The organism is Candidatus Pseudothioglobus singularis PS1, from assembly GCF_001281385.1.
Classification (GTDB): domain Bacteria; phylum Pseudomonadota; class Gammaproteobacteria; order PS1; family Pseudothioglobaceae; genus Pseudothioglobus; species Pseudothioglobus singularis.
This window is the reverse complement of the sequence record NZ_CP006911.1, coordinates 1,654,641-1,677,020: the sequence shown is the minus strand read 5'-3', so window position 1 is coordinate 1,677,020 and position 22,380 is coordinate 1,654,641. Positions and strand designations below refer to the sequence as shown.

General features: G+C 41.7%; 23 protein-coding genes and 2 tRNA genes. 7 read left to right on the top strand and 18 right to left on the bottom strand.

Translation table 11 applies throughout. The annotated features are described in order from the left end of the window. Positions 1 to 47: 47 nt before the first annotated feature. The 11 genes from W908_RS08465 to W908_RS08415 all read right to left on the bottom strand — a co-directional run bounded on the left by W908_RS08465 (position 48) and on the right by W908_RS08415 (position 11,570). Complete coding sequence (locus W908_RS08465) at positions 48 to 1,691, bottom strand: acyl-CoA synthetase (protein ID WP_053820732.1); 1,644 nt, start codon at positions 1,689 to 1,691, stop codon at positions 48 to 50. Further along, a complete protein-coding gene (locus W908_RS08460; RefSeq protein WP_053820731.1) occupies positions 1,679 to 2,503 on the bottom strand; it encodes an enoyl-CoA hydratase in 825 nt (274 codons plus the stop codon). Before W908_RS08460 ends, W908_RS08465 begins: the two co-directional genes overlap by 13 nt. A 40-nt stretch (positions 2,504 to 2,543) precedes the next feature. Further along, complete coding sequence (locus tag W908_RS08455; RefSeq protein ID WP_020024933.1) at positions 2,544 to 2,996, bottom strand: OsmC family protein; 453 nt, start codon at positions 2,994 to 2,996, stop codon at positions 2,544 to 2,546. 28 nt (positions 2,997 to 3,024) lie between these two features. Then, positions 3,025 to 4,164, bottom strand: a complete 1,140-nt coding sequence (locus W908_RS08450; protein ID WP_053820730.1) for a glycine cleavage T C-terminal barrel domain-containing protein — start codon at positions 4,162 to 4,164, stop codon at positions 3,025 to 3,027. 81 nt (positions 4,165 to 4,245) lie between these two features. After that, on the bottom strand, positions 4,246 to 5,331 hold the full coding sequence (locus W908_RS08445; protein ID WP_082345037.1) for a M24 family metallopeptidase: 1,086 nt from the start codon (positions 5,329 to 5,331) through the stop codon (positions 4,246 to 4,248). A 26-nt stretch (positions 5,332 to 5,357) separates the two neighbouring features. Next, positions 5,358 to 6,335, bottom strand: coding sequence for a dipeptide ABC transporter ATP-binding protein (locus tag W908_RS08440; RefSeq protein ID WP_053820729.1), 978 nt, complete (start codon positions 6,333 to 6,335; stop codon positions 5,358 to 5,360). Further along, positions 6,335 to 7,306, bottom strand: a complete 972-nt coding sequence (locus tag W908_RS08435; RefSeq protein ID WP_053820728.1) for an ABC transporter ATP-binding protein — start codon at positions 7,304 to 7,306, stop codon at positions 6,335 to 6,337. Before W908_RS08435 ends, W908_RS08440 begins: the two co-directional genes overlap by 1 nt. A gap of 2 nt (positions 7,307 to 7,308) precedes the next feature. Continuing rightward, positions 7,309 to 8,205: an ABC transporter permease subunit gene (locus W908_RS08430; RefSeq protein WP_053820727.1), complete on the bottom strand. Its 897-nt coding sequence runs from the start codon at positions 8,203 to 8,205 to the stop codon at positions 7,309 to 7,311. Then, positions 8,202 to 9,221: an ABC transporter permease subunit gene (locus W908_RS08425; RefSeq protein ID WP_053820726.1), complete on the bottom strand. Its 1,020-nt coding sequence runs from the start codon at positions 9,219 to 9,221 to the stop codon at positions 8,202 to 8,204. Before W908_RS08425 ends, W908_RS08430 begins: the two co-directional genes overlap by 4 nt. Positions 9,222 to 9,344: 123 nt before the next feature. Continuing rightward, positions 9,345 to 10,931: an ABC transporter substrate-binding protein gene (locus W908_RS08420; protein WP_053820725.1), complete on the bottom strand. Its 1,587-nt coding sequence runs from the start codon at positions 10,929 to 10,931 to the stop codon at positions 9,345 to 9,347. A gap of 225 nt (positions 10,932 to 11,156) precedes the next feature. Beyond that, on the bottom strand, positions 11,157 to 11,570 hold the full coding sequence (locus W908_RS08415; RefSeq protein WP_053820724.1) for a respiratory nitrate reductase subunit gamma: 414 nt from the start codon (positions 11,568 to 11,570) through the stop codon (positions 11,157 to 11,159). Positions 11,571 to 11,748: 178 nt separating this feature from the next. Here W908_RS08415 and W908_RS08800 point away from each other — a divergent pair, with 178 nt between their 5' ends. Further along, entirely contained in the window at positions 11,749 to 11,889 is a 141-nt protein-coding gene (locus W908_RS08800) for a hypothetical protein (RefSeq protein WP_156736151.1), read from the top strand. A gap of 81 nt (positions 11,890 to 11,970) precedes the next feature. Here the strand turns inward: W908_RS08800 and W908_RS08410 are convergent, their stop codons facing one another. After that, positions 11,971 to 14,286: a DNA translocase FtsK gene (locus W908_RS08410; RefSeq protein ID WP_053820723.1), complete on the bottom strand. Its 2,316-nt coding sequence runs from the start codon at positions 14,284 to 14,286 to the stop codon at positions 11,971 to 11,973. Between the two features lie 47 nt (positions 14,287 to 14,333). On the opposite strand from W908_RS08410, the gene trxB reads away from it, so the two are divergent. Continuing rightward, positions 14,334 to 15,281 carry a thioredoxin-disulfide reductase gene (gene trxB, locus W908_RS08405; protein WP_053820722.1) on the top strand — a complete coding sequence of 316 codons (948 nt, stop codon included), beginning with the start codon at positions 14,334 to 14,336 and terminating at the stop codon, positions 15,279 to 15,281. 70 nt (positions 15,282 to 15,351) lie between these two features. After that, positions 15,352 to 15,427: transfer RNA gene (locus W908_RS08400), tRNA-Phe, on the top strand. A 55-nt stretch (positions 15,428 to 15,482) separates the two neighbouring features. Here W908_RS08400 and W908_RS08395 read toward each other — a convergent pair. The 5 genes from W908_RS08395 to W908_RS08375 all read right to left on the bottom strand — a co-directional run bounded on the left by W908_RS08395 (position 15,483) and on the right by W908_RS08375 (position 19,052). After that, positions 15,483 to 15,851: a hypothetical protein gene (locus W908_RS08395; RefSeq protein WP_053820721.1), complete on the bottom strand. Its 369-nt coding sequence runs from the start codon at positions 15,849 to 15,851 to the stop codon at positions 15,483 to 15,485. Positions 15,852 to 15,956: 105 nt separating this feature from the next. Beyond that, positions 15,957 to 16,514, bottom strand: a complete 558-nt coding sequence (locus tag W908_RS08390) for a UPF0149 family protein (RefSeq protein ID WP_053820720.1) — start codon at positions 16,512 to 16,514, stop codon at positions 15,957 to 15,959. A 3-nt stretch (positions 16,515 to 16,517) separates the two neighbouring features. Beyond that, on the bottom strand, positions 16,518 to 17,477 hold the full coding sequence (locus W908_RS08385) for an aspartate carbamoyltransferase catalytic subunit (RefSeq protein ID WP_053820719.1): 960 nt from the start codon (positions 17,475 to 17,477) through the stop codon (positions 16,518 to 16,520). After that, the gene (gene ruvX, locus W908_RS08380) at positions 17,458 to 17,886 is read right to left on the bottom strand and encodes a Holliday junction resolvase RuvX (protein ID WP_053820718.1); all 429 of its coding nucleotides are present in this window, start codon (positions 17,884 to 17,886) and stop codon (positions 17,458 to 17,460) included. Before ruvX ends, W908_RS08385 begins: the two co-directional genes overlap by 20 nt. Next, a complete protein-coding gene (locus W908_RS08375) occupies positions 17,883 to 19,052 on the bottom strand; it encodes a lytic murein transglycosylase (RefSeq protein WP_053820717.1) in 1,170 nt (389 codons plus the stop codon). Before W908_RS08375 ends, ruvX begins: the two co-directional genes overlap by 4 nt. A 52-nt stretch (positions 19,053 to 19,104) precedes the next feature. Between W908_RS08375 and W908_RS08370 the strand changes: the two genes are divergently transcribed. Together W908_RS08370 and crcB are read left to right on the top strand one after the other, a co-directional pair. Next, positions 19,105 to 20,358 carry a replication-associated recombination protein A gene (locus W908_RS08370; protein ID WP_053820716.1) on the top strand — a complete coding sequence of 418 codons (1,254 nt, stop codon included), beginning with the start codon at positions 19,105 to 19,107 and terminating at the stop codon, positions 20,356 to 20,358. After that, positions 20,355 to 20,756, top strand: a complete 402-nt coding sequence (gene crcB / locus W908_RS08365; protein WP_053820715.1) for a fluoride efflux transporter CrcB — start codon at positions 20,355 to 20,357, stop codon at positions 20,754 to 20,756. The genes W908_RS08370 and crcB overlap by 4 nt, the downstream gene beginning before the upstream one ends. Here crcB and gshB read toward each other — a convergent pair. After that, positions 20,742 to 21,698 (bottom strand): glutathione synthase, encoded by a 957-nt coding sequence (gshB, locus tag W908_RS08360; RefSeq protein WP_053820714.1) that lies wholly within the window; start codon positions 21,696 to 21,698, stop codon positions 20,742 to 20,744. The genes crcB and gshB overlap by 15 nt on opposite strands. Positions 21,699 to 21,796: 98 nt before the next feature. Between gshB and W908_RS08355 the strand changes: the two genes are divergently transcribed. Continuing rightward, positions 21,797 to 21,873: transfer RNA gene (locus W908_RS08355), tRNA-Met, on the top strand. A 42-nt stretch (positions 21,874 to 21,915) separates the two neighbouring features. Next, positions 21,916 to 22,377, top strand: coding sequence for a ribosome maturation factor RimP (gene rimP, locus W908_RS08350; RefSeq protein ID WP_020025122.1), 462 nt, complete (start codon positions 21,916 to 21,918; stop codon positions 22,375 to 22,377). Positions 22,378 to 22,380 lie beyond the last annotated feature (3 nt).

Here is a 22,380-nt window from a genome sequence, read left to right as displayed (position 1 = left end):
TCTTGATTAAGCGGCCCGGCGGGCCGCTTTTTTATTTCAAACTTCTCTTATAAGTTTTTTACCTGCTCACGCAAAATAAACTTTTGTACTTTTCCTGTAGAGGTTTTTGGGATGTCCTCAAAATAGAATTGACGAGGAAGCTTAAAAGAGGCCATATGATCTCTACACCATTGGCTGAGCTCTTCTTCAGAGGCGTGGCTTTCTTTTTTAAGCTGAACAAATGCGCACGGAGTCTCGCCCCACTTTTCATCTGGCATCGCTACAACAGCAGCCGCCTCAACAGAGGGGTGTTTATATAGCACCTCTTCAATTTCGATTGATGATATATTTTCACCACCAGAGATAATAATATCTTTGGAGCGATCTTTCAGCTGGATATACCCATCTTCATGGATAACTCCTAGGTCTCCTGAATGAAACCAGCCGTCCTTAAAAGATTCATCAGTAGCAGCTTTATTTTTTAGATAGCCTTTCATGACTACGTTGCCTCTAAACATGACTTCGCCTATTGTCTTGCCATCACGAGGCACGGGCCGCATTGTTTTTGGATCCATAACAGCTAAAGATTCAAGTGGCAGGTAGCGAACCCCTTGTCTTGCTTTTAAAGACGCTTGTTCACCGTCATCTAGGACGTCCCATTCTTGGTGCCACTCATTTACCACTGCAGGGCCATAGGTTTCAGAGAGTCCATATAGATGTGTAATATTAAACCCGACATCTTTCATATTGGTTAAGACTGACTCTGGAGGTGGGGCCGCTGCTGTAAAAAAATCGATTTGTTTTTCTAATAATTTTTTTTCATTATCTGATGCCGCCAGTATTGTTGACATAACAATTGGAGCTCCGCATAAATGGGTTACCTTGTGCTCAGCAAGGGACTCCCAAATTGGCTCTGCCATAACACGTCTCAAGCAGACATGTGTCCCAATAATAGCTGACATTGTCCAAGGGAAGCACCAGCCATTGCAATGAAACATGGGCAGTGTCCAAAGGTAGACCGAATGCTTTTTTATTGAGGCAATCATCGCATTTCCTTGTGCCAAAAGATAGGCTCCTCGATGATGAGAGACAACGCCTTTGGGGTTTCCAGTTGTGCCAGAAGTGTAGTTTAAGGAGATTGCATCCCATTCATCCTCAGGCATGAGCCAATTGTAATTTTTATCGCCCTTTAATAAAAATTCCCCATACTCTATTGCCCCAGGCAATGATTCTTTGATGGGGTATTCGCTATCATTAAACTCAATCAAAATCGGCGATACTCCAGCAAGTTCCAGTGACGTTTTAGCGGTTTTTAGAAATTCACGATCAACTATTAAAGCCTTGGAGTTTGCGTGGTCTAGCTGATACGCAATAGTATCTGGATCAAGGCGCGTGTTAATGCTGTGTAAAACTGCGCCACACATTGGAACGCCATAATGGGCCTCCAGCATCGCGGGTGTGTTTGATAATATTACCGAGACAGTATCGCCTCGAGCAATGCCCTGTTCAGAGAGTGCAGAGGCAAGTTGTCGAGAGCGACTATAAAAGTCGCTGTAGTTGCGTCTTAATTTACCATGAACGATAGCAGTATGATTTGGGTATACCGATGCCGCACGTTCTAAAAATGTTAGCGGCGTAAGTGGCTGAAAGTTGGCAGGATTTCGATCAAGATTAGTATTATAAGGATTATTCATTGCCACTAATTTTGCCATTTAGGTTTGCGCTTTTCTAGGAACGAGCCAATGCCCTCCTTAGCATCATGTTCTAACATGTTTTCTACCATGACCTTTGACGCGAAGTCATAAGCCTCTGAAAGAGGCATATCTTTTTGTTTATAAAAGGCTTCCTTTCCAATCTTTAATGTCAGACTAGATTTTGAGGCAATAAGTTCTGCCAGAGCTGTTGTCTCTTGTTTCAAATCAGCATCATCTGTAACTCGGTTTATAAGTCCAATGTGTTCCGCTTTATCTGCACTTACCATTTCACCGGTCAGGAGCATCTCCATCGCTGCTTTGTTGGATACATTTCTGGACAGTGCAACCATTGGGGTGGAGCAGAATAGCCCTATGTTTACGCCCGGAGTAATAAATCGAGCAGACTTTCCAGCTACAGCAAGATCACAACAGGCAACAAGCTGGCATCCTGCTGCTGCTGCGACGCCTGAAACTTCAGCAATGATTGGTTTGGGGTGCTCAACAATCATTTGCATTAGCTCTGAGCAAGATGCAAATACTTTTTTAAAGTAGGTAAGACCTTGGTCATCGTTGTCTCTTCCGGCAGTCATTTGTTTTAAGTCATGTCCTGAGCAAAACGCTGGTCCGTTGCCCGCAATTATTATTACTCTTATGGATTTATTGTCCGTAGAATCTGTGAGCAAGGATTTGAGTTTGGCCATCATCTCTTCTGAAAGAGCGTTTCTCTTTTTGGTGTCGTTAAGTGTTAAGCGGTATAGGCCATTATCTATAAATTCTTCAAGCAAAATTGAATCATCGGTATTAGCTTCGTTGTTATTATTGCTGCTCATAATTTAGGCTCCATATTAGCAGAAACGCATTGCCAACTTTTTAAATGTTGATATTGACCTCGACTTCAGAGTCTAATGTATTAGCTATAAAGCAATATCTGTGGGCCCTATCATGCATTTTTGCTAATTCTTCATCACTGACTTCAAAGCCGCTATCGAACGAGACTACTGGATTTAAATCAATTCGGTTAACAACCATCTGTTTCTTGCTATTTTTACCCAGATGAGCAACAGCATGGTCAATGTAAGAATTGACGGGCCACTTAGTTTTTGCAGCAAGAGCTAAAAAAGTCATCATGTGACAGCTGCTTAATGAGGCAGCGAGCGCCTGCTCTGGATTGGTGTTATTGGCAGACCCTCCCCAGTCAGGAGCAGTATCCGCTATTACTTTATATTGTTCGTTATAAGTAACCTGATGTTCGCTGGAAAACTTTCCAGGAGAGAGCTCTTCTTCTTTTCTGTTCCAGCTGAGGTCGATAGATAGTTCAGACACAAATTTCTCCTAATCCTATTTACTCGGGCTAAGATCCCGAGGTAATTTTCTTCTTGGGGTCATAGAATGGCTTCTGGACAACCTTGATAGGAAAATTACCTTCTGGGGTTGTCGTCTCTGCAGCAGTATCTATGGCCGAGTGGTTAACATCCATCATAGCAAGTGCAATATTTTTGTCAAGTCGCGGCGAATAAACCGCTGAAGTTATATACCCGACTTCTTCTGATTCAACCAAAATTGGCCAATAGCTTGTGTTTGGGTGCTTAAGCGGTGTGCATGAGATTTCTATTCCAACTTGGTGTCGCTTAACTCCTTCAGATTTAATTTTTTTAAGCGCCTCTTTGCCAATAAAGTTGGCATCCATCTCAAGATCAACAAGACGCCCCAATCCAAGCTCGAACGGATTTACTGTGTAGTCCATATCAGCCTGATATGAGAGCATGCCGCCCTCTATTCTTCTTATCGTAGAGGTATGGCCTGGAACTAATCCCATAGGCTCTCCGATCTCCATAATATGATCCCAAAGCTCGTTTCCACGAGATCCATCGCGAAGATAGATTTCATAACCAAGCTCACTTGACCAGCCTGTTCTAGATATGATTAATGGAATACCATTGAGTTCAAATTCCTTAAGCCAGTAATATTTAAGGCTATCTATTCGCTCACCAAATATTGCTTTAGCAATTTCACCAGACCTTGGGCCCTGGAGTTGCAGTGGTGAAACATCAGGCTCACCTAAATTAACATCTAACCCAGAGTTAACCGCTACTCCTTTGGCCCACATCAAGATGTCGCTGTCAGCCAAAGAAAGCCAGAAATGATTTTCAGCAAGTCTTAATAGAACTGGATCATTCAACACGCCACCATTTTCATCAGTAATTAGTACATATTTACATTGTCCTACCGCACATTCTGAAAGATTTCTTGGCGTTAGTAGTTGGACAAATTGAGCCGCATCAGGGCCAGTTATTTCAACTTGGCGCTCAACTGCAACATCACAAAGTATTGCATCATTAACAAGATTCCAAAAGTTTTGAACAGGGTCACCAAAGTCTCTAGGAATATACATATGGTTATAGACCGAAAATCCCTTTGCTCCCCAACGCACAGTCGCATCAAAATATGGAGATTTTCTAACCTGTGTTCCAAAACTAAATTCTTTTTTCATAGCTACTAATAACCATTAAACAGAATGCAAAATAATACACATTTTTCAATATGTTGCAGATGTTTTTTTGGCGCTTTTTGACTACGTTATAAAGTTCGTTTTTCGAGTGAGTTCCGAAAGAATTTCGGGCCCATCAGCCCTTAAAATAACAATCTCTTCTAGGCGAACACCAAACCTACCCTGAAGATAAATTCCTGGTTCGATTGAGAACACCATTCCCTCATCTAGGACAACTTCAGAAGTTGCAGTGATATAGGGTGGCTCGTGAATATCAATGCCAAGACCGTGTCCCGTCCTATGAACAAAAAATTCTCCATACCCGGCCTCAGTAATAACATCCCTTGCTGCAGCATCTACATCTTTGGCCATAACTCCTGGTTTTGCTGCCGCCATTGCTGCTTGCACTGCACGTTCTACAATCGCATGAACCTCAAGATAATCTTTTGGCGGCTCACCCAGAACAGACATGCGAGTCATGTCACTTGGAAAAGTGCCTTTTCTACCCCCAATATCAATCAGTACTACGTCACCATTTTCTACTTTTCTATTTCCAGTATGATGATGTGGAAAAGCGCCATTTGGGCCAGACCCTACAATACAAAACTGAGGTTTTGCGCCTTCAGAAATAAAGTGTGTGTTAATTGCCTCACCTATTTCGAGTTCAGTTACACCTTTTTTAATTGCTGCAAAGCCAGCTTGCATTGCGCGATCATCAATCAATGCATTCTCTTTAAGGTTAACAAATTCATCAGCATCTTTGCGCATCCTGAGTGCGCCAATCGTAGAGTTAGTAAACTCATAGGTTGGTTTTGGTAATGCGTCAATAAGTATTAAAGCGAAGTGAGAGCGCATTGCCTCATCTATTGCAATATGTTTTGCATTTGATGAACCGGTAAAAATAAGAGCTTCAACCAGCGCTTTACTAGGACCGCTTTCATCATTCCAGCTAAACATTTTAATATCTGAACGCTTCATAGCATCTTCTGCATTAACCGATGGCATTAGAAACGCATCCTTTTCTAATCCCAACAAAAGCATGCAAGGCCTTTCATCAGGATAAGGGTTAAATCCTAAAAGCCATCTCATATGAGTTCCAGGACCCAGGGCTAATAGATCAACCTCGTTTTCCTTCATTAATTTTTTAAGTTTTAATAATTTATTTGACATAAGGTTTTTCCTATTATCGCTTATTATTATATTCGACCCTCGTCAAGCGCAAGACAGGCGGCTTGTGATTTGCCATAAGTTTCCATAACCGGCTCAGATGTTTTGCAGCTCTTTTGAGCATGTTGACATCGCGGGTTAAAAGTGCATCCACTTGGAGGCTCTATTGGCGAAGGCAACTCACCAGTAAGCTTTATGCGTTTTTTGTTTTTGTCTACATTGGTGCTAGGTGTTGCCGATAAAAGAGCCTGAGTGTAGGGATGCTTAGGAGTTTTAAAGATGACCTTACTAGGCCCTTGTTCAACAGGCTTGCCTAAGTACATGACTAAGATATCATCAGCAATATGACGCACAACGCTTAGATCATGAGAGATAAAAACATAAGCAAGTCCAAGTTCCTTTTGAAGCTCTATTAGAAGATTGATGACCTGTGCTTGAATAGATACATCGAGCGCTGATACAGGTTCATCAAGAACAACAACCTTTGGTTTTAATATGAGGGCTCTTGCTATTGCGATTCTTTGCCTTTGTCCACCTGAGAACATATGAGGGTAACGATGAAAATGCTCTTCCTTGAGGCCCACCAGTCTCATAATATCTAATGCCTTCTCTCTCCTTTCAGTAGCACTTAACTCAGTATTTATTAGGAGCGGCTCCTGAATAATATCACCCACTTTTTGCCTAGGATTTAGTGATCCAAATGGATCTTGGAAGACCATTTGAACTGTTTGTCTAAGCTTTTTAGACATTAGTTTGTCTTGTGAGTCTGCCATATCTATTCCGTCAACACTTAAATATCCAGAGGTTGGACTCTCAATCGATGTAAGAAGGCGAGCCAATGTAGATTTACCACAGCCAGACTCACCAACCACAGCTAGGGTTTGACCCTCAAATAAATCAAAGCTAACACCAGAGAGTGCCTTTAAATCTTGAGGTGCGTGAAGTAATCCATCTTTTATTTCATAGTACTTATGAAGATTGCGAGCTTTAATTATAGGTTCAGACATTATTGAGACTCCACTTTAAGAGACTCCTCTCCAAGAGGAAAGTGACACAATATTCCGTCATTTAGGTTTGGACTTTTTTCTTTACAAATGCTTGTCGCATACTCACATCTTGGACTAAATAGGCAGCCCTGGGGTCTATCCATCTGGCCTGGAACGACGCCTGGTATTGCATTTAAAAGTTTATCATTTGCCCTTTCAGGAAGAGCGTTTAGAAGTGCCTCAGAGTATGGATGTTTTGGTTCTTTAAATAACTGTTTTACTGTTCGCTGTTCAACCTGCTGACCCGCGTAAAGCACCACAACACGCTCCGCTGTTTCGGCTACAACGGCCATATCATGTGTGATTAACACTAACGCCATTCCTTGGCTCTTCTGAAGCTCTATTAATAACTCAAGTATTTGAGCTTGGATAGTTACATCTAAAGCTGTTGTAGGTTCGTCAGCAATAAGGAGTTTTGGCTGGCAGGCAATCATCATGGCAATCATGACTCTCTGACACATTCCACCAGAAAGTTGATGAGGGTATGAATTCAGTCGGCTCTGAGCAGCTGGAATACCTACCTGATTTAGCAGTTCTATTGCTTTGTTGTTATAACTTCTTCTTTTTCCGCCAAAATGCTGAGCTAGAACCTCAGTGATTTGATAGCCAACAGTGAAGCAGGGGTTAAGGCTTGTCATGGGCTCTTGAAAAATCATACTTATATCTTTGCCAATAATTTTCCTGCGTTCTTTATCCGACATGTTAAGCAAATCCTGCCCATCAAAAATCATATGGTCAGCGGTTACAGTAGACGTCCATGGAAGAAGTCCCATCATTGCAAGCATTCCAACGGATTTTCCAGATCCAGACTCTCCAACAACTGCTACAATTTCACCTTCGTCTATTGTTAGATTGATTCCATCAACTGCCCTCAGCGAGCCAGTTGCAGTGGCAAAATCAACAGTTAAATTTTTAATTTCTAATAGAGCCATTATTAAGACCTTTTAAGTTTTGGATCAAGGGCATCTCGCAAGCCATCGCCCACTAGGTTTATTGCAAGAACTGCCAACAAAATAGCAACCCCAGGAAAGGTGACGGTCCATGGTGCGTTCAAAATTAGATCTCTATTCTCAGCAATTAAAGTCCCCCACTCAGGGATTGGCGCTTGAGCACCCATGCCTAAAAAACCTAGCGCAGCAGTATCAAGAATGGCTGTAGAAAAGCTGAGTGTCCCCTGAACAATGATTGGCGCCATGCAATTTGGAAGAATGCTTACAAACATTAGTCGTGTTGGGCTCGCTCCTGCTACTCTACTTGCTGTGACATAATCACGATTTAATTCGGTTAACGTTGATGCTCTTGTTAGCCTCACAAAAGAGGGCGTATATGTAATTGCAATAGCAATCATTGCATTTAACAGTCCTGGCCCTAATACGGCTACGAGTACTAACGCTAATAGGAGCCCTGGCACAGCCATAATTGTATCCATCACCCGCATTATAAAAGTCTCAATCCAGCCTCCACGATAGCCTGCTATAAGGCCTAATAGGACCCCAATTGATAGAGACAAAACGACTACTACACAGCCAGCAAGCAAGGACATTCGCGACCCATGGATAATTCTTGACCACATGTCCCGACCCGCATAATCAGTTCCAAGGAAGAACTGCGCTTGCCCTCCTTCCATCCATGAGGGTGGAAGTTTTGCATACTCTCTGAATTGTTCAGCAGGGCCATGAGGGCTAATGACATCTGCAAATATGGCCATTAATATTACTAAAATTAAAAATATCAATCCTGCCACAGCAGTTTTGCTTACGCTGAAATAGAACCAAAACTCTTTCCATTGTTGGCTTCTTATTGAGGTCGCTGGCGTAGTCTCAGTATTCATGATTTAGACTTCTGATGAAGGATTCTAGGGTTTATTAGGCCATATAAAAGATCGACAATTAAATTAACAATCATAATGCTTGTCGCAATTAACAAGAGCCCACCTTGGACTGCAAAGTAGTCTCTACTAAAGACTGAAAATATAATCCACTTCCCGATCCCTGGCCATCCAAAAATAGTCTCTGTAAGAATTGCTCCAGCAAGCAACACAGCTACCTGAAGCCCTATAACTGTGACTACAGTAATCATTGCGTTTCTGAGCGCATGAACTCCAATTATTCTAAAGGTTGATAAGCCTTTTGCTCGAGCAGTGCGAACATAATCCTCGCTTAATACTTCGAGCATGGCTGAACGTGTTTGGCGAGCAATAACAGCGAGGGGTATTGTTCCCAAGACAATAGATGGTAAGACTAGATGATGAAGAGCATTTAAAAAAGAGCCTTCTTCGTCACTGAGAAGAGTGTCAATAAGCATAAACCCTGTCACTGGAGGCACATCAAATAAAAAAGAGAGTCTGCCAGACACAGGCGTAAGATGCAATGTATTTGAAAAAAGGATTATAAGGAGCAGGCCCCACCAAAATATTGGCATAGAGTAACCCGTCAAGGAGATGCTCATTATTCCTTGGTCTACCCAAGAGCCTCTTTTTATGGCTGCAATTATCCCCGCAGGAACACCAATAATGAGGGCAAATAAGATTGCACAGACTCCAAGCTCAGCAGTAGCAGGAAATAGTTCAAAAAACTCCTCAACGACAGGCCTATTCGTGATTAAAGAGGTGCCCAAATCTCCATGAAGTATGTCAGTCAAATAGTTTAGATACTGTTGCCATATCGGCTTATCAAAGCCAAGTTGTGCGAGAAGTTCAGCGTGTCTTTCTGTACTCAGTCCTCTTTCACCAGCAAGAACCTCAACTGGGTCTCCAGGAAGAACCCTGATAAAGCCAAAGGCAACCAGCGTGACGCCAAAGAATACTGGCACCAGCAACATTAGACGGTTAATTAAAAAGCGAAGCATAGTTACTTTGTGTGTGGCTTAAATTGGTAGGCTAAATAGCTACTAAAAAAACACGTAGCTATTAGGTCTAACAACTTAAATATAAATTGACGCGGATATTAGATATCCGCGTCAAAATGTTATTTATTTTAGGTCGACACCATCATAAAAGATGTGGCTTCCAAGTGGGTGAACTTTAAATCCTGTCACTTCAGCGCGAACAGGTTTAAATGCAACTGAGTGCGCAATAGTTACCCATGGTGCTTCCTCTTTGAAGATCTCCTGTGCTGCTTCATATAAAACAGTTCTTTCAGCTTGATCAGTTAACTGTCTTGCTTCATTTAGGAGAGAATCAAATTCCTCATGGCACCAGCGTGCACGGTTACCACCAGATTTGGCAGCGGCACAACCTAATAAAACACCCATGAAGTTGTCTGGATCACCATTGTCTCCAGTCCAACCCAATAACACTGTGTCGTGTTCGCCAGCATTTGAGCGCTTGAGGTACTCACCCCACTCAAATGTAACAATTTCAGCGTCAACACCTACAGCAGCCCAGTCAGCCTGAATTAGTTCAGCCATACGACGGGCGTTAGGGTTATAAGGACGCTGAACTGGCATCGCCCAGATATTTGTCTTGAGTCCACTTACACCAGCGGCGTCTAGCATTGATTTTGCACCAGCTGGATCATAAGCGTAATCTCTAACCGCATGGTTATAAGACCACATGGTTGGTGGAATTGGGTTTTTTGCAACAGAGCCCGCACCCTCAAAAACGATATCCAAGATTGCTTGCTTGTTGATAGCCATGCTTAGAGCTTGACGAACCATCTTTTGGTCAAATGGCGCCTTCTCAGTGTTAAATGCTAAGTAACCAACATTTAAGCCTTCTTGTTCTAGGACATTGATTTCTGGATCTGCCTGCATCTCTGCAACATCAGCAGGGTTAGGATAAGGCATCACGTGACATTCTCCTGCCTTAAGTTTTTGATAACGAACACTAGAGTCAGTAGTGATAGCAAAAACTAGCTTATCAATGTTAGATCTACCGTCCCAATAGTCATCAAAGGCTTCATAACGAATCATTGAATCCTTCTTGTAAGACTTAAAGACAAATGGGCCCGTACCAACTGGTTTGAAGTCAATATCAGCTTGATTCCCAGAGGCAGTCAAATTGTCTGCATACTCAGCTGATAATATTGAAGCAAAGTCCATAGCTAAATTTGAAACAAAAGGTGATTCAGGCTTAGTCAAAGTGAACTTAACTGTATGGTCATCAATTTTATCAATGGACCCAATTAATCCATCCATACCCATCCATCCAAAATACAAGTGCTCTCCACCTACAGCATAATAAGGATGATCTTTATCCCACTGTCTGTTGAAGCTAAACATGATGTCATCTGCGTTAAAGTCACGAGTTGGAGTAAAGTAAGGTGTTGAATGGAACTTGACACCTTTACGTAAGTTAAACGTGTACTCTAGTCCATCATCAGATGCAGACCAAGATTCAGCTAAACCAGGGATTACTTTTGTTGTGCCTGTCTCAAACTGGACAAGGCGATTGAAAATAGTTTGTGAAGAAGCGTCAAATGTCGTCCCGGCTGAGTAAAGCGAAGGTGTAAAGCCTTCAGGACTTCCTTCAGAACAAAAAACCATTGTTTTGGCTTGTGCTACTCCACTTAATGCCATACTGAGACCAAGCCCAGCGGCAAGTAGTGATTTTTTCATATATTTCTCCTTAATTTAATACCTAGTCTGGCTAGGTTATAGAATTGCTAAACAAAAAAACCAACTAACAAAAATGTTTGTTGGTTTTACTACAACTATATAGTATCAAAAAACTTTGGTCAAGGTATTTCTCTTGTTCTAAGATAGATATACAGAATACATATGAGGTAATTAAACCTCCAAATAGAAGTAACTTTAAATTAATTAGCACGTCAAGTCTTAAGACTATCTGCCTGAAATTTTAGATCGAACGATCTGATAAGGGCGTTTTAAATATGTCACAGGAACACTCCAAACATGTACAAGCCTTGTAAATGGAAATATTAAGAAAATAGTCATACCTACCAGCATGTGGACTTTGTAAGCTATCCCAACATTTTCAATCAGAGAAGCGTTAGCCCTCAAGGTCGCAACACTCTTTAAGTATTCTGATAGAAGTAACATCTCAGACACATCTTTTTGGGATGCATGATGGTAAGAGTCAAAAATAGTATTTAAACCAAGGCCAGCTGTAACGACTATCAATAAAATGATAGAGGTGTCTCTTAAGCGGCTGATCGCCTTCACACGTTCATTTGACATACCATTCAAAGCGTTTTGGCGTCTTGAACTTGGAAATAGAGTAATTACTGCAGACAAACTCCTTTTTTCTCTACTTTCAGGTTTTAGGCGTCATAACACTTTTTAACTTTCGAATTATTTTTTGAGGAGATTATGGATATACTATTTAGCCCATTATTTATGGGCGCATTTTGTATAAGCATTTTTATTGCAGGCTTGGTCTTTGTTGGCCTTCTATTTAAAGAGCTTACTTAATATGAGTAATCAAGAGATTAGGGATATTCCAAAGTTAGTTGCTGTATGTTTGGGAGTAATGGCAGCGATGTTTATAGTTGTATATCTCGGAATATTAACATTGCTTCAGTATCTTCCTGCAGCAGAGTCTTTTGTCGGCTAGCCATAAAGTAAATCATTAACTGAAATAAAGATGAATTCGTACTAAATTCAAAAGATTCTTTTAGGTCGAAAGGTTTCTTAATTAGTTTCCATCTGGTTCAATTGGTTCAGGAGCTATAACATCTCGATTTCCAGCACTATTCATGGCGCTAACAATTCCACTTGACTCCATATCTTCAATAATTCTGGCCGCACGGTTGTAGCCAATTCGCATTCTTCTTTGAAGGCTTGATATGGATGCCCTTCTTGTTGATGTAACAATCTGAACAGCTTCATCAAAGAGTGGATCAAGTTCACCACTAGCTTGGCTAGATCCATTGTCACTCGTTGGCTCAGATTTGGGATTTAATATGCCATCTAAATAGTTAGGATTTGAGTGTTTTTTAAGGTGTTTGACAACTCTCAGTATCTCGCTATCTTCAACAAAGGCGCCATGAACTCTAGTGAGATGAGACATTCCTGGAGCCATATAGAGCATATCACCCATACCCAGGAGCTGTTCGGCGCCAGACTGATCTAAGATTGTTCTAGAGTCTGTTTTAGAGGAGACTTTGAACGATACTCTTGTTGGAATATTGGATTTGATAAGGCCCGTTATCACGTCAACACTCGGTCTCTGCGTGGCAACAATTAGATGCATACCTGCAGCACGTGCTTTTTGTGCAATGCGAACAATGAGGCTCTCAACTCGTTTTGATTTAGCTTTATCTTCTTGTGCTAGTGCACCCAACATGTCAGCGTATTCATCAATCACGATGACAATCAGAGGTAGCGCTTCAAGTTCTGGGTGCTTCTCTCCTTCTTTTGCAATTTCTGGATTAAAAGAGGGGTCTAAAAGTGGCTTGCCAGACTTTTTAGCGAGCCGCTGTTTTTCGTTGAATGATTCAATATTTCTAACGCCAAACTTTGCAAGGAGACTATAACGCCTTTCCATTTCATTGACGCACCACCAGAGCGCACTTGCAGCTTCATTCATGTTTGTCACTACTGGGGTTAGAAGGTGAGGTATGTCAGCATATGAGGCCAACTCTACAATTTTAGGGTCAATCATGATCAGTCTGACTTGCTCAGGTGAAGCTTTATAGAGGATACTTAAAATAATCGCATTGAGGCCTACTGACTTGCCCATTCCTGTCGCACCGGCTACCAGTAAGTGAGGCATTTTTGCAAGATCAACTACTACTGGTAAGCCATTAATATCCTTACCAAGGCCCATAGAGAGTGTAGATTTTGCCTTGGAAAAAGCCTCACTTGAGAGAATTTCTTTAAGGCCGATCATCTCGCGATTGTTATTTGGTATTTCAAGTCCAATGACTGGCTTTCCAGGAATCACATCCACGATTCTTACGCTCTCAACAAGAAGCGCTCTGGCGAGATCTTTGTTAAGGTTCATAATTTGACTGACTTTAATGCCAGGTGCTAGAGATATTTCAAATTGAGTGACAACAGGGCCTGGGGTGACTGCTGTGATGGTGACATCAAAACCAAAGTCTTTCAGCTTAATTTCAACTTGCTGACCCATTTCAACCAAAAACTCTTCTGTGTAGCCAAGACCAGAGTTATCAACATCATCAAGTAATGATAAGCCTGGCAGACCACCCGAAGTGCCAGATTTAAATAGGTTGCTGCCTTGTTCTTTTTGAGGCTTCTCAGCCTTCTTAGGTTTTTCAGCTTTCTCTGCTTTATTGGTTTTATCTATTTTGACGGAGTCTGCAGAAGCGGGTTTAGAGCTAATGATTTCTGGCTTTATTTTTTCCTTCTTTGGCTTGTCTTGAGTCTTTTCTCTTGTATTGAGACGATTTTTGAACAGTGAGGTAGTAATATTTTTCCAAGAAGCGCTAGTCGCGATACTAAAACTCACCAGTATGATTCCAACATAAATGAGTGTTGAAGAGTCCTCAAAAAGGTCATAAAAGAGGAGCTCATGCATTGATTTACCGATCATCCCGCCAGCCAAAAAGGTTTCTTTTAGTCCATCCATCACTTTTATTTCAGGTGCATATTGATGTGCAAGCGCTGCAATAAAGAACAGCATTATAAAATAAGAAATGAGACGAATTAGGAAGGTAAGCTGGCTCTGCCTTTCTTTGTTTGCATCTCGATGAAAGTTATAGCCCAACCATATAACAGATATTGGAATTACATAAGAGACATATCCCAATATTCCAATGCTAATGTCACTTAAGTAGGCACCAAATATTCCTGCGCTATTCATTACTGGCTTGCTAAGGACTGCTCCCCCAGTCCAGGGGTCTTCAGACGGTGCACTTGTTATTAGTGCAATAAAAAAAACAGCCCCAGCAGTCAAAAGCAAAATAAAAATAGATTCGCTGACGAGTTTTGAGCGCGGATTATTTATAGGGGTATTTTGAGTGGTTCGTTTATTATTTTTTTTCAAGACAGCTTATAATACTCATTTGATTAATTAGTATAAAGTATTTCATTATGAGTGATATTAAACATTGTCGAGTTTTGATTGTTGGATCAGGCCCTGCTGGTTATTCTGCCGCAGTCTACGCGGCTAGAGCTAACTTAAATCCAGTGATTGTTAGTGGGCTAGAGCAAGGTGGTCAATTAATGACTACGACTGACGTTGACAATTGGCCTGGGGATCATGATGGGCTTCAAGGTCCAGACTTAATGGAGCGTATGAAAGAACACGCTCTGAGATTCAATACTGAAATCATTAATGACCACATAACGAGCGTTGACTTCTCTAAGCGACCTTTTACGCTTCAGGGCGGCGAGACCACCTATACTGCGGATGCTGTCATTATTTCAACAGGAGCAACTGCCCAATATTTAGGGCTTGATTCTGAAGAAGCCTTCAAAGGAAAGGGCGTCTCAGCCTGTGCGACATGTGATGGTTTTTTCTATCGCGGACAAAAGGTTGCTGTTATAGGCGGCGGCAATACGGCAGTGGAAGAGGCTCTTTATCTGTCGAATATTGCTGACCATGTCACCGTTGTTCATAGACGAGATAAGTTCAGGTCTGAAAAGATTCTCTCAGACCAGCTTATGGAAAAAGCTCAAAATGGAAACGTCACAATAGAGTGGGACCATAATTTGGATGAAGTTTTAGGTGATGATATGGGCGTTACAGGCCTTCGTCTTAGGGGAAATGACGGAAACACAAAAGAGATTGATGTGCATGGCGTTTTTATAGCGATTGGACATAAGCCAAATACCGGTATCTTTGAGGGACAAATTGAAATCAACAATGGCTATATCAAAGTTCAGGCTGGATTAGAGGGAAATGCGACTCAAACAAGTGTTGAAGGCGTTTTTGCAGCGGGAGATGTGGCTGATCATATTTACAGGCAAGCAGTTACCTCTGCTGGCTCGGGATGTATGGCAGCTTTAGACGCAGAAAAATTTTTAGATAACTCTTAGACTAGGCAAGGCTTAGAGCCTTTAAATTCAAACTCAATTATGATTTGCCTTGTGTATAATTACGCGATTTGGCCATATAGCTCAGTTGGTAGAGCAAGGGACTGAAAATCCCTGTGTCCCTAGTTCAATTCTAGGTGTGGCCACCATATTTAAAGCCGAATTAGACCAAAGTTTAATTCGGCTTTTTTTATAACTTACTATCTAGCTTGAAGCGCGAGTTTTCCAAAAGAATAATGCTGCTAAAATTAGAGCTGGTATCATTCCCATTGGGTCAAATTTAGCTGCTCCAGTTGATATATGTAATACCTGAACTGCAACGAGACCAAGGTTAATGTATACACCAAAGATCATTCCAACTTTCATTAGGTTGTCTCCAACCCAGCTTGGTGCCATCCATGAGAACAATCCTAGAGCAAATAATGGAATCGCTAAGATTTGTCCAAAAGAAACCATATTAGGTGTTAAAGTCCAGCCAGGTCCTTGAGCAGCCATCTCAGGTGCCACCCAAAATAATGCTGCATAGAGCCAGACAAAGATTGCTTGTGCTTTAAATAAATTTGATAAAGTCATTCCTTACTCCTAAAGTTATTAAAGTTTTTATAGATCAGCCCTAATGAGCTAATTGATATTATAAGCCTTAATAAGAATGATTCCTATTAAATCAAATGATAACTTTCAGTGGAGTTGGGTTGGGCTAATAAAGTCCTGTTTTGAGGGCTGAAGCGTTTCTTGAATAAATAAAACGCCAATTCTAACGAACTCAACGATCTCATAAAAATCCTCAGTATTATCATCAGTATCCAGAAGATCTGCATCAAGCTGAGATATTTCACTGATATCTTTAATCATCTCTGTTACCTCTTCATCAGAGGTCTCTACTGAGCTAAGGCCTAGGCCCACTAGGTACCCTTGGCACCATTCAATCAGTGTATTTGCCTGCTCCCTGAGAGGCGAGTCATCGTCTGCAATCACAGGCCAAAAGTTGAGCGTTGGGTCGCCAAGTTGCTCACTGGTATTGTTGAATATCTCGGCTAGTACCTGGCGCGCTTCCTTTTCAAGGAGGTTGTTAAGATCAATGCTCACTAGGATTTCATTGAGCCATTCATCCAGATGGATATCTTGTTTGACACAATAAAAGCCGCATAGTAGGCCGTGCGCAGATGAGATCGTATCGTCGGTGTTGAGTTTATGAAGTGCATCTTTTGCAAGATCATAATTAATGGACTGGCTCATGATTTAAAAAGCACCAGCAAGTATTTCCATAACAGCCATGCGCACTGCAATGCCGTTGGTCACCTGTTGAAGTATCACCGATTGAGGTCCATCAGCAACATTAGAGCTCAGCTCTATGCCTCTATTAACGGGTCCAGGATGCATCACAATTGCATCGGGTTTAGCAAGCTTCAATCTTTCATTAGTAAGGCCAAATCCTTCAAAATAGGTCTGTTCATCAGGGATATCTGCGGCAATCATTCTCTCTTTTTGTAGCCTCAAAGAGATAATAACATCAGCCCCCTCAATACCCTGATCCAGATTATCAAAGCGCTCTAACCCTGGAGTCTCTTCTTTGTAATGAAGCGTCTCAGGAGCAATCAAACGAATATCCGTTGTTCCCAAAGTTTTCATGGCTTGTATTCCGGACCGCGCTACGCGAGAGTGCCTAATATCACCAACAATGGCGACCGATAGATTATCAAACGCCTTCTTGTGTTGACGAATAGTGAGCACATCTAATAGCGCCTGAGTTGGATGCGCATTGATGCCATCACCAGCATTGATGATGGACACGCCCTTTATATTTTCAGCGACATGATGCGGAAGGCCATTTTGCTTATGCCTGATGACAAACATATCAATCTGCATCGCCTTGAGGGTATGCATTGTATCCATCAAGGTCTCATTCTTCTTGGTCGCCGAGTTCGCCAGGTCTACGTTTATCGTTTTGGCGCTGGTCCTCTTTCCAGCAATCTCAAAGGTGTTTCGTGTTCGTGTTGAGGGTTCAAAGAAGAGATTGGCAACCGACATATCCCTCAAGATTTTAGTTTTTTGAAGGTTGCCTTTTTTATCTATCAGATCATCGGCAACATCGAGTATTTTTTCAATTTGATTTTTGGGAAGGCCTTCTAGCCCTAATAGATGAGATAACCTTCCATTCGAGTTGAGCTGTGCATCGTTGCTAATCGTGTGTGGTTTCATTGAGCCAAGTCTGCAAAATTAGTTCAGCTGATCGTTTATCTACATCAGCCCTATCAGCGTTTTTGTGAGCGTAGTGCCATTTTAGTTGGTTTTTTGCCTCTGAAGAGGATAAATATTCGTCGATAAAAAAGACAGGAATGTTAAAACGCTCCTCCAGCTTTCTTGCAAATGATTTTGCGATGAAAGTCATTTCCTGCTCTTGATTGTCCTTATCAAGTGGGAGTCCAACGATGAATCCATCTGGACTATGCTGACTGATAAGATGTTGAAGATCTTTCCAGTTTGTTGAGCCATCCTTGTTGTGAATGACAGTGTCAATTCCATTCGCCTGGGCGGTTAGACTATTTGCAATAGCTACGCCTGTTCGTTTCGTACCAACATCAAAACCAAGATAGGTTTTGATGGTCATTGGAGTTGTTGAAATAGTTCGTATCCAACGTAGCCATCTGCCACAAAGCCGATATCAGATTGGAATTTTCTGGTGGCCTGTCTTGTTTTGGGTCCAGCCATTCCATCAGGCGTACCGGTGTCATAGCCTAAGAGGTTCAGGGTGTTTTGAATCTGCATCACATCTTCTCTACTCAGAAGTGGCTCATCCAGTGGTTTTGCAGAGAGTCTTCCAGCGCCGTTCAGTCTATCCGATAAGTAGGCTACAGAGAGTGCATAAAGGATTGAGCGGTTCCAACCCATAATCACTTCAAAATTTCTGTAGACCAAAAAAGCAGGACCTTTATGGCCCATCGGAACAATTAATGAGGCCTTAAAATTAGATTTTGGAAGGGCTGATCGATTCCCTTTAAGAACACCAAGTGCTGCCCATTCATTCACCGTCTTTTCAACATTTAAGCCAGTTAATCGGTAGTCAAAGTTTTTAGGTATTAAAGCTTCACGGCCCCATTTCTCGCCTTTTTTCCAGCCAAGCTCACTGAGAAAGTTTGCAGCACTTGCGTAGATATCTTCCTTGTTATTCCAGAGGTCAACCTTGCCATCATTGTTGGCATCAACGCCATAAGCAATGACATTGGTCGGCATGAACTGAACAGCACCCATTGCCCCTGCCCATGAGCCAGTCGCATCAATCGGGATGGTTTTTTTATCCATCAGTTTTAGGGCGGCAATGAGCTCTCTTGTGAAGAATTTTGAGCGCCTTGGATCATAGGCTAGAGTTGCTAAAGATTGAATAAGCCTCTCGTTACCCATGTAGTTTCCATAATTACTCTCAAGGCCCATAAAGGCTACGATGAGATGAGCCGGGACACCATATTTTTGAGAGGCTTTGTTGAGTAATGTGGCATTTTGATTTAATGTATCATTGCCATTATTGAGCCGGGTCTTGCTAACCCTTTTGTTGACATAACGCCAAAAATTTTGAGTAAACTCAGCTTGAGATTTATCAGAATCAATAATTTCAGGCTTTGGCTCTACTAGGCCCAAGAAGGCCTTGTCAAGGGTTACTTTTGAAACGCCCTGTTCGGTTGCAGATTTGCGAACCTGATCAAGAAAGTCTTCAAAAGACTGTGAATTTGCAAAAACGCTTGTGGTTAGAAAAACAAGACAAAAAAATCTTAAAAACATATCTAAATTATAATGAGACAATACCACCTTATTTTAATTAATCTAAATCAAGATGTCGACCTATAAGCCATTAGCTGAAAAATTAAGACCATCAGAACTAAATGATTTTATTGGGCAGCGTCACTTGCTTGATTCTGACAAGCCAATTGGCAAAGCATTAAGTGACAAGCAGCTTCACTCTATGATTTTGTGGGGGCCTTCGGGCGTAGGAAAGACAACCCTAGCAAGAATTATCTGCGCTCAGATGGGCGCACATTTTGAGCAGATGTCAGCTGTCTTGGACGGCATCAAAGAGCTTCGAAATGTTATTAAGCACGCTGAACTCTATAAGCAAAATGATACAAGCACGATCCTATTTGTAGACGAGATCCATCGATTCAATAAAGCGCAGCAGGACGCTTTTTTGCCTCACATTGAGTCGGGTCTGATTACTTTAATTGGTGCAACGACTGAGAACCCCTCTTTTGAAATTAACTCTTCAGTGCTATCAAGGGCAAGAGTCTATATCCTAAATAAGCTAAGTAGCAAGGAGCTTGAAAGTATTGCCATGAGGGCTATGACTGACCAAGCCATTACTCTTGAGAATGACGGCTCCTTGTCTCTTATTATCGATAGTAGTGACGGCGATGCGCGCAGACTCATCAATATTATTGAGCAGTTAACGCATAAATCTAATCACGCGTTAAGCAAAAAAGATATTGTCAAAACGCTCCAAAGTAAAGTCAGCAGTTTTGATAAAGGGGGTGATATTTATTATGAGCAGCTTTCAGCCTTTCACAAGTCAGTCAGAGGATCTTCTCCAGATGGCGCTCTTTATTGGATGGCAAGGATGATTGTTTCAGGCTGCGACCCGAAAGTTATTGCGAGGAGGCTCCTTGCAATTGCCTCTGAAGACATTGGCAACGCTGATCCAAGGGCGCTTCAAATCACGGTGAATGCATGGGATGTTTATGAGCGCTTGGGGGACAAGGAGGGGAACCGTGCGATTGCCCAGGCGGCGGTATTTTGTGCATGCGCACCAAAATCAAATGCGGTTTATACTGCCTTTAATGAGGCCATCACAGAGGCGAAAGAAACCAATGACCTAGAGGTGCCTATCCATCTTAGAAATGCAAGCACGAAGCTCATGGAAGAGCTCGGCCATGGAAAGGATTATCGTTATGCGCATCATGAGCCCAATGCTTATAGTAAGGGGCAGACTTATTTTCCAGATGAGATGGGAGAAAAGATCTATTATGAGCCCACTGATAGAGGCCTAGAGATTAAAATTAAAGAAAAATTAGATCAGCTTAGGTCAGATTTATGAGCACTTTTTCATCTATTGCGAGTATCGGTATAGGCGCCACAATTGGCGCTACCTGTCGATACTATATAGGCATTTTATCCATTCAATATCTTGGGAACGGTGTCCCTTATGGAACCCTAATTTCTAATATCATTGGATCATTTCTTGCAGGCATTTTAATTGTACTTGTCTTAGAAAAACTCTACCTGAGTGAAACCTATCGCTTGATGCTTCTTGTCGGCCTTGCGGGCTCTCTAACAACGATGTCAGCGCTTTCTATTGAGTCCGTTGAGATGCTTAGCGCCGGAGATTACTCTCAGGCACTGATTAATATCTTATTAAATTTAGGCCTCTCACTTCTGGCCGCAAGTCTGGGAGTCATGCTTGCAAAATATGGATTTAATCTAGCGCAGGGATAACCTATCTTCAACTTCATCTAAAAGCATCGCTGATATATTGAGACCAAATTGTTTGTCGAGTTCTCGAATACAGGTAGGACTGGTCACGTTAATCTCAGTAATATAATCACCAATGACATCAAGACCCACAAACATCAACTCTTTTTTAATTAGCATTGGCGCGATCTGTGAGCATAGGTAGCGATCTCTCTCTGACAAAGGCTGTCCAACTCCTTTAGCGCCTGCGGCTAAGTTTCCTTTAAAGTTACCCTCAGCAGGAAGCCTTGCTAGTGCATAGTCAACAGGCTTGCCATTGATTAAAAGGATGCGTTTATCACCCTCTTTTATTTCTGGCAAAAATTCTTGCGCCATAATGTAACGACTTTGATTATTGGTAATCTTTTGAAGTACTTCTTCAATATTATGATCTCCATGGGAGAGTTTGTATATATCAGTCCCTCCCATGCCGTCAAGGGGTTTAACGACGACCGTTTTTATCTCATTAATAAAGGTATTCAGTTTTTCAATATTTGAGCTAACAAGGGTTTTCGGAATGCATTCTGGAAAATTAAGGGCAAATAGTTTTTCGTTTGCATCCCTCAAAGAACTAGGTTTATTGACCACCAGAACGCCATCCGATTCTAGTTGCTCTAGGAGATAAGTTGCATAAATATAATCCATATCGAAAGGCGGATCTTTGCGCATAAATACAGCATCTAGCGCGCCTAATGAAAGGGGTTGTGCATCTTCACGGGAATGCCAGTCTGACTCAGAATCATTCACCAAGGTTTTTCTTGAATCCGCAATAACCTTGCCATCTGAGTAATACATGTCTGAGCTGTCAAAGGTATAGATTTCCCAATGACGCGCCTGCGCCTCAAGCATCATTGCAAAAGTAGAGTCTTTGTGTGGCTTAATGCTGGAAATATCATCCATCAATACACCGAGTCTAATTGGCTTCATCGGCATATTATAATGCAATCAGTTTCAATAATAATAGGCATGATGGCCAAATTATGTTGAAGTAGCGAGGTTTTGGGCGTATAATTTCGCCTCTTTAGTGCGGGGTGGAGCAGCATGGTAGCTCGTCGGGCTCATAACCCGAAGGTCATAGGTTCAAATCCTATCCCCGCTACCAATTTAGACCCCCTCTTTTGGGGGTTTTTATTAGGAGTTTTTTGTGGCTAAGATAGCGGATAAAGTGCTTTCAATAATTAACCCAAGTATTAAAGACTTGGGCTATGAGCTGCTAGGTATTGAATATGTCCCTAGTGGAAAGCACTCTATATTGAGGCTTTATATAGACTCAGAGGATGGTATTGGTGTCGATGATTGTGAGATTGTGTCTCGCCAAGTAAGTGCAATAATGGATGTTGAGGACCCAATTACTGGGCAGTACAATCTTGAAGTGTCTTCACCAGGCATTGAGAGGCCTCTTTTTGTTGTCGCACATTACATGCGTTTTTTAGGGCATGACGTTCGATTGAGAACATTCAGGCCGATAGAAGGAAGAAGAAATTTTACTGGCGCCATTGGAAGCGTGAGTGAAAAAAGTAATTCACTAGAATTAGTGACAGAGCTTGGCCCTGTCACATTAGATTTAGATTTAATTGAAAAAGCAAATTTAGTTGCTCATTTTTAGGAG

What these genes read in the sequence shown, in the direction of transcription:
- ruvX (WP_053820718.1), bottom strand. Translation starts at nt 17,886, where the DNA reads ATGACCATCAAAACCTATCTTGGTTTTGATGTTGGTACGAAACGAACA.
- W908_RS08445 (WP_082345037.1), bottom strand. Translation starts at nt 5,331, where the DNA reads ATGTCAAATAAATTATTAAAACTTAAAAAATTAATGAAGGAAAACGAG.
- W908_RS08440 (WP_053820729.1), bottom strand. Translation starts at nt 6,335, where the DNA reads ATGTCTGAACCTATAATTAAAGCTCGCAATCTTCATAAGTACTATGAA.
- W908_RS08420 (WP_053820725.1), bottom strand. Translation starts at nt 10,931, where the DNA reads ATGAAAAAATCACTACTTGCCGCTGGGCTTGGTCTCAGTATGGCATTA.
- W908_RS08465 (WP_053820732.1), bottom strand. Translation starts at nt 1,691, where the DNA reads ATGGCAAAATTAGTGGCAATGAATAATCCTTATAATACTAATCTTGAT.
- crcB (WP_053820715.1), top strand. Translation starts at nt 20,355, where the DNA reads ATGAGCACTTTTTCATCTATTGCGAGTATCGGTATAGGCGCCACAATT.
- gshB (WP_053820714.1), bottom strand. Translation starts at nt 21,698, where the DNA reads ATGAAGCCAATTAGACTCGGTGTATTGATGGATGATATTTCCAGCATT.
- W908_RS08800 (WP_156736151.1), top strand. Translation starts at nt 11,749, where the DNA reads ATGAGTAATCAAGAGATTAGGGATATTCCAAAGTTAGTTGCTGTATGT.
- W908_RS08450 (WP_053820730.1), bottom strand. Translation starts at nt 4,164, where the DNA reads ATGAAAAAAGAATTTAGTTTTGGAACACAGGTTAGAAAATCTCCATAT.
- W908_RS08425 (WP_053820726.1), bottom strand. Translation starts at nt 9,221, where the DNA reads ATGCTTCGCTTTTTAATTAACCGTCTAATGTTGCTGGTGCCAGTATTC.
- trxB (WP_053820722.1), top strand. Translation starts at nt 14,334, where the DNA reads ATGAGTGATATTAAACATTGTCGAGTTTTGATTGTTGGATCAGGCCCT.
- W908_RS08460 (WP_053820731.1), bottom strand. Translation starts at nt 2,503, where the DNA reads ATGAGCAGCAATAATAACAACGAAGCTAATACCGATGATTCAATTTTG.
- W908_RS08370 (WP_053820716.1), top strand. Translation starts at nt 19,105, where the DNA reads ATGTCGACCTATAAGCCATTAGCTGAAAAATTAAGACCATCAGAACTA.
- W908_RS08385 (WP_053820719.1), bottom strand. Translation starts at nt 17,477, where the DNA reads ATGAAACCACACACGATTAGCAACGATGCACAGCTCAACTCGAATGGA.
- W908_RS08430 (WP_053820727.1), bottom strand. Translation starts at nt 8,205, where the DNA reads ATGAATACTGAGACTACGCCAGCGACCTCAATAAGAAGCCAACAATGG.
- W908_RS08375 (WP_053820717.1), bottom strand. Translation starts at nt 19,052, where the DNA reads ATGTTTTTAAGATTTTTTTGTCTTGTTTTTCTAACCACAAGCGTTTTT.
- W908_RS08395 (WP_053820721.1), bottom strand. Translation starts at nt 15,851, where the DNA reads ATGACTTTATCAAATTTATTTAAAGCACAAGCAATCTTTGTCTGGCTC.
- W908_RS08390 (WP_053820720.1), bottom strand. Translation starts at nt 16,514, where the DNA reads ATGAGCCAGTCCATTAATTATGATCTTGCAAAAGATGCACTTCATAAA.
- W908_RS08435 (WP_053820728.1), bottom strand. Translation starts at nt 7,306, where the DNA reads ATGGCTCTATTAGAAATTAAAAATTTAACTGTTGATTTTGCCACTGCA.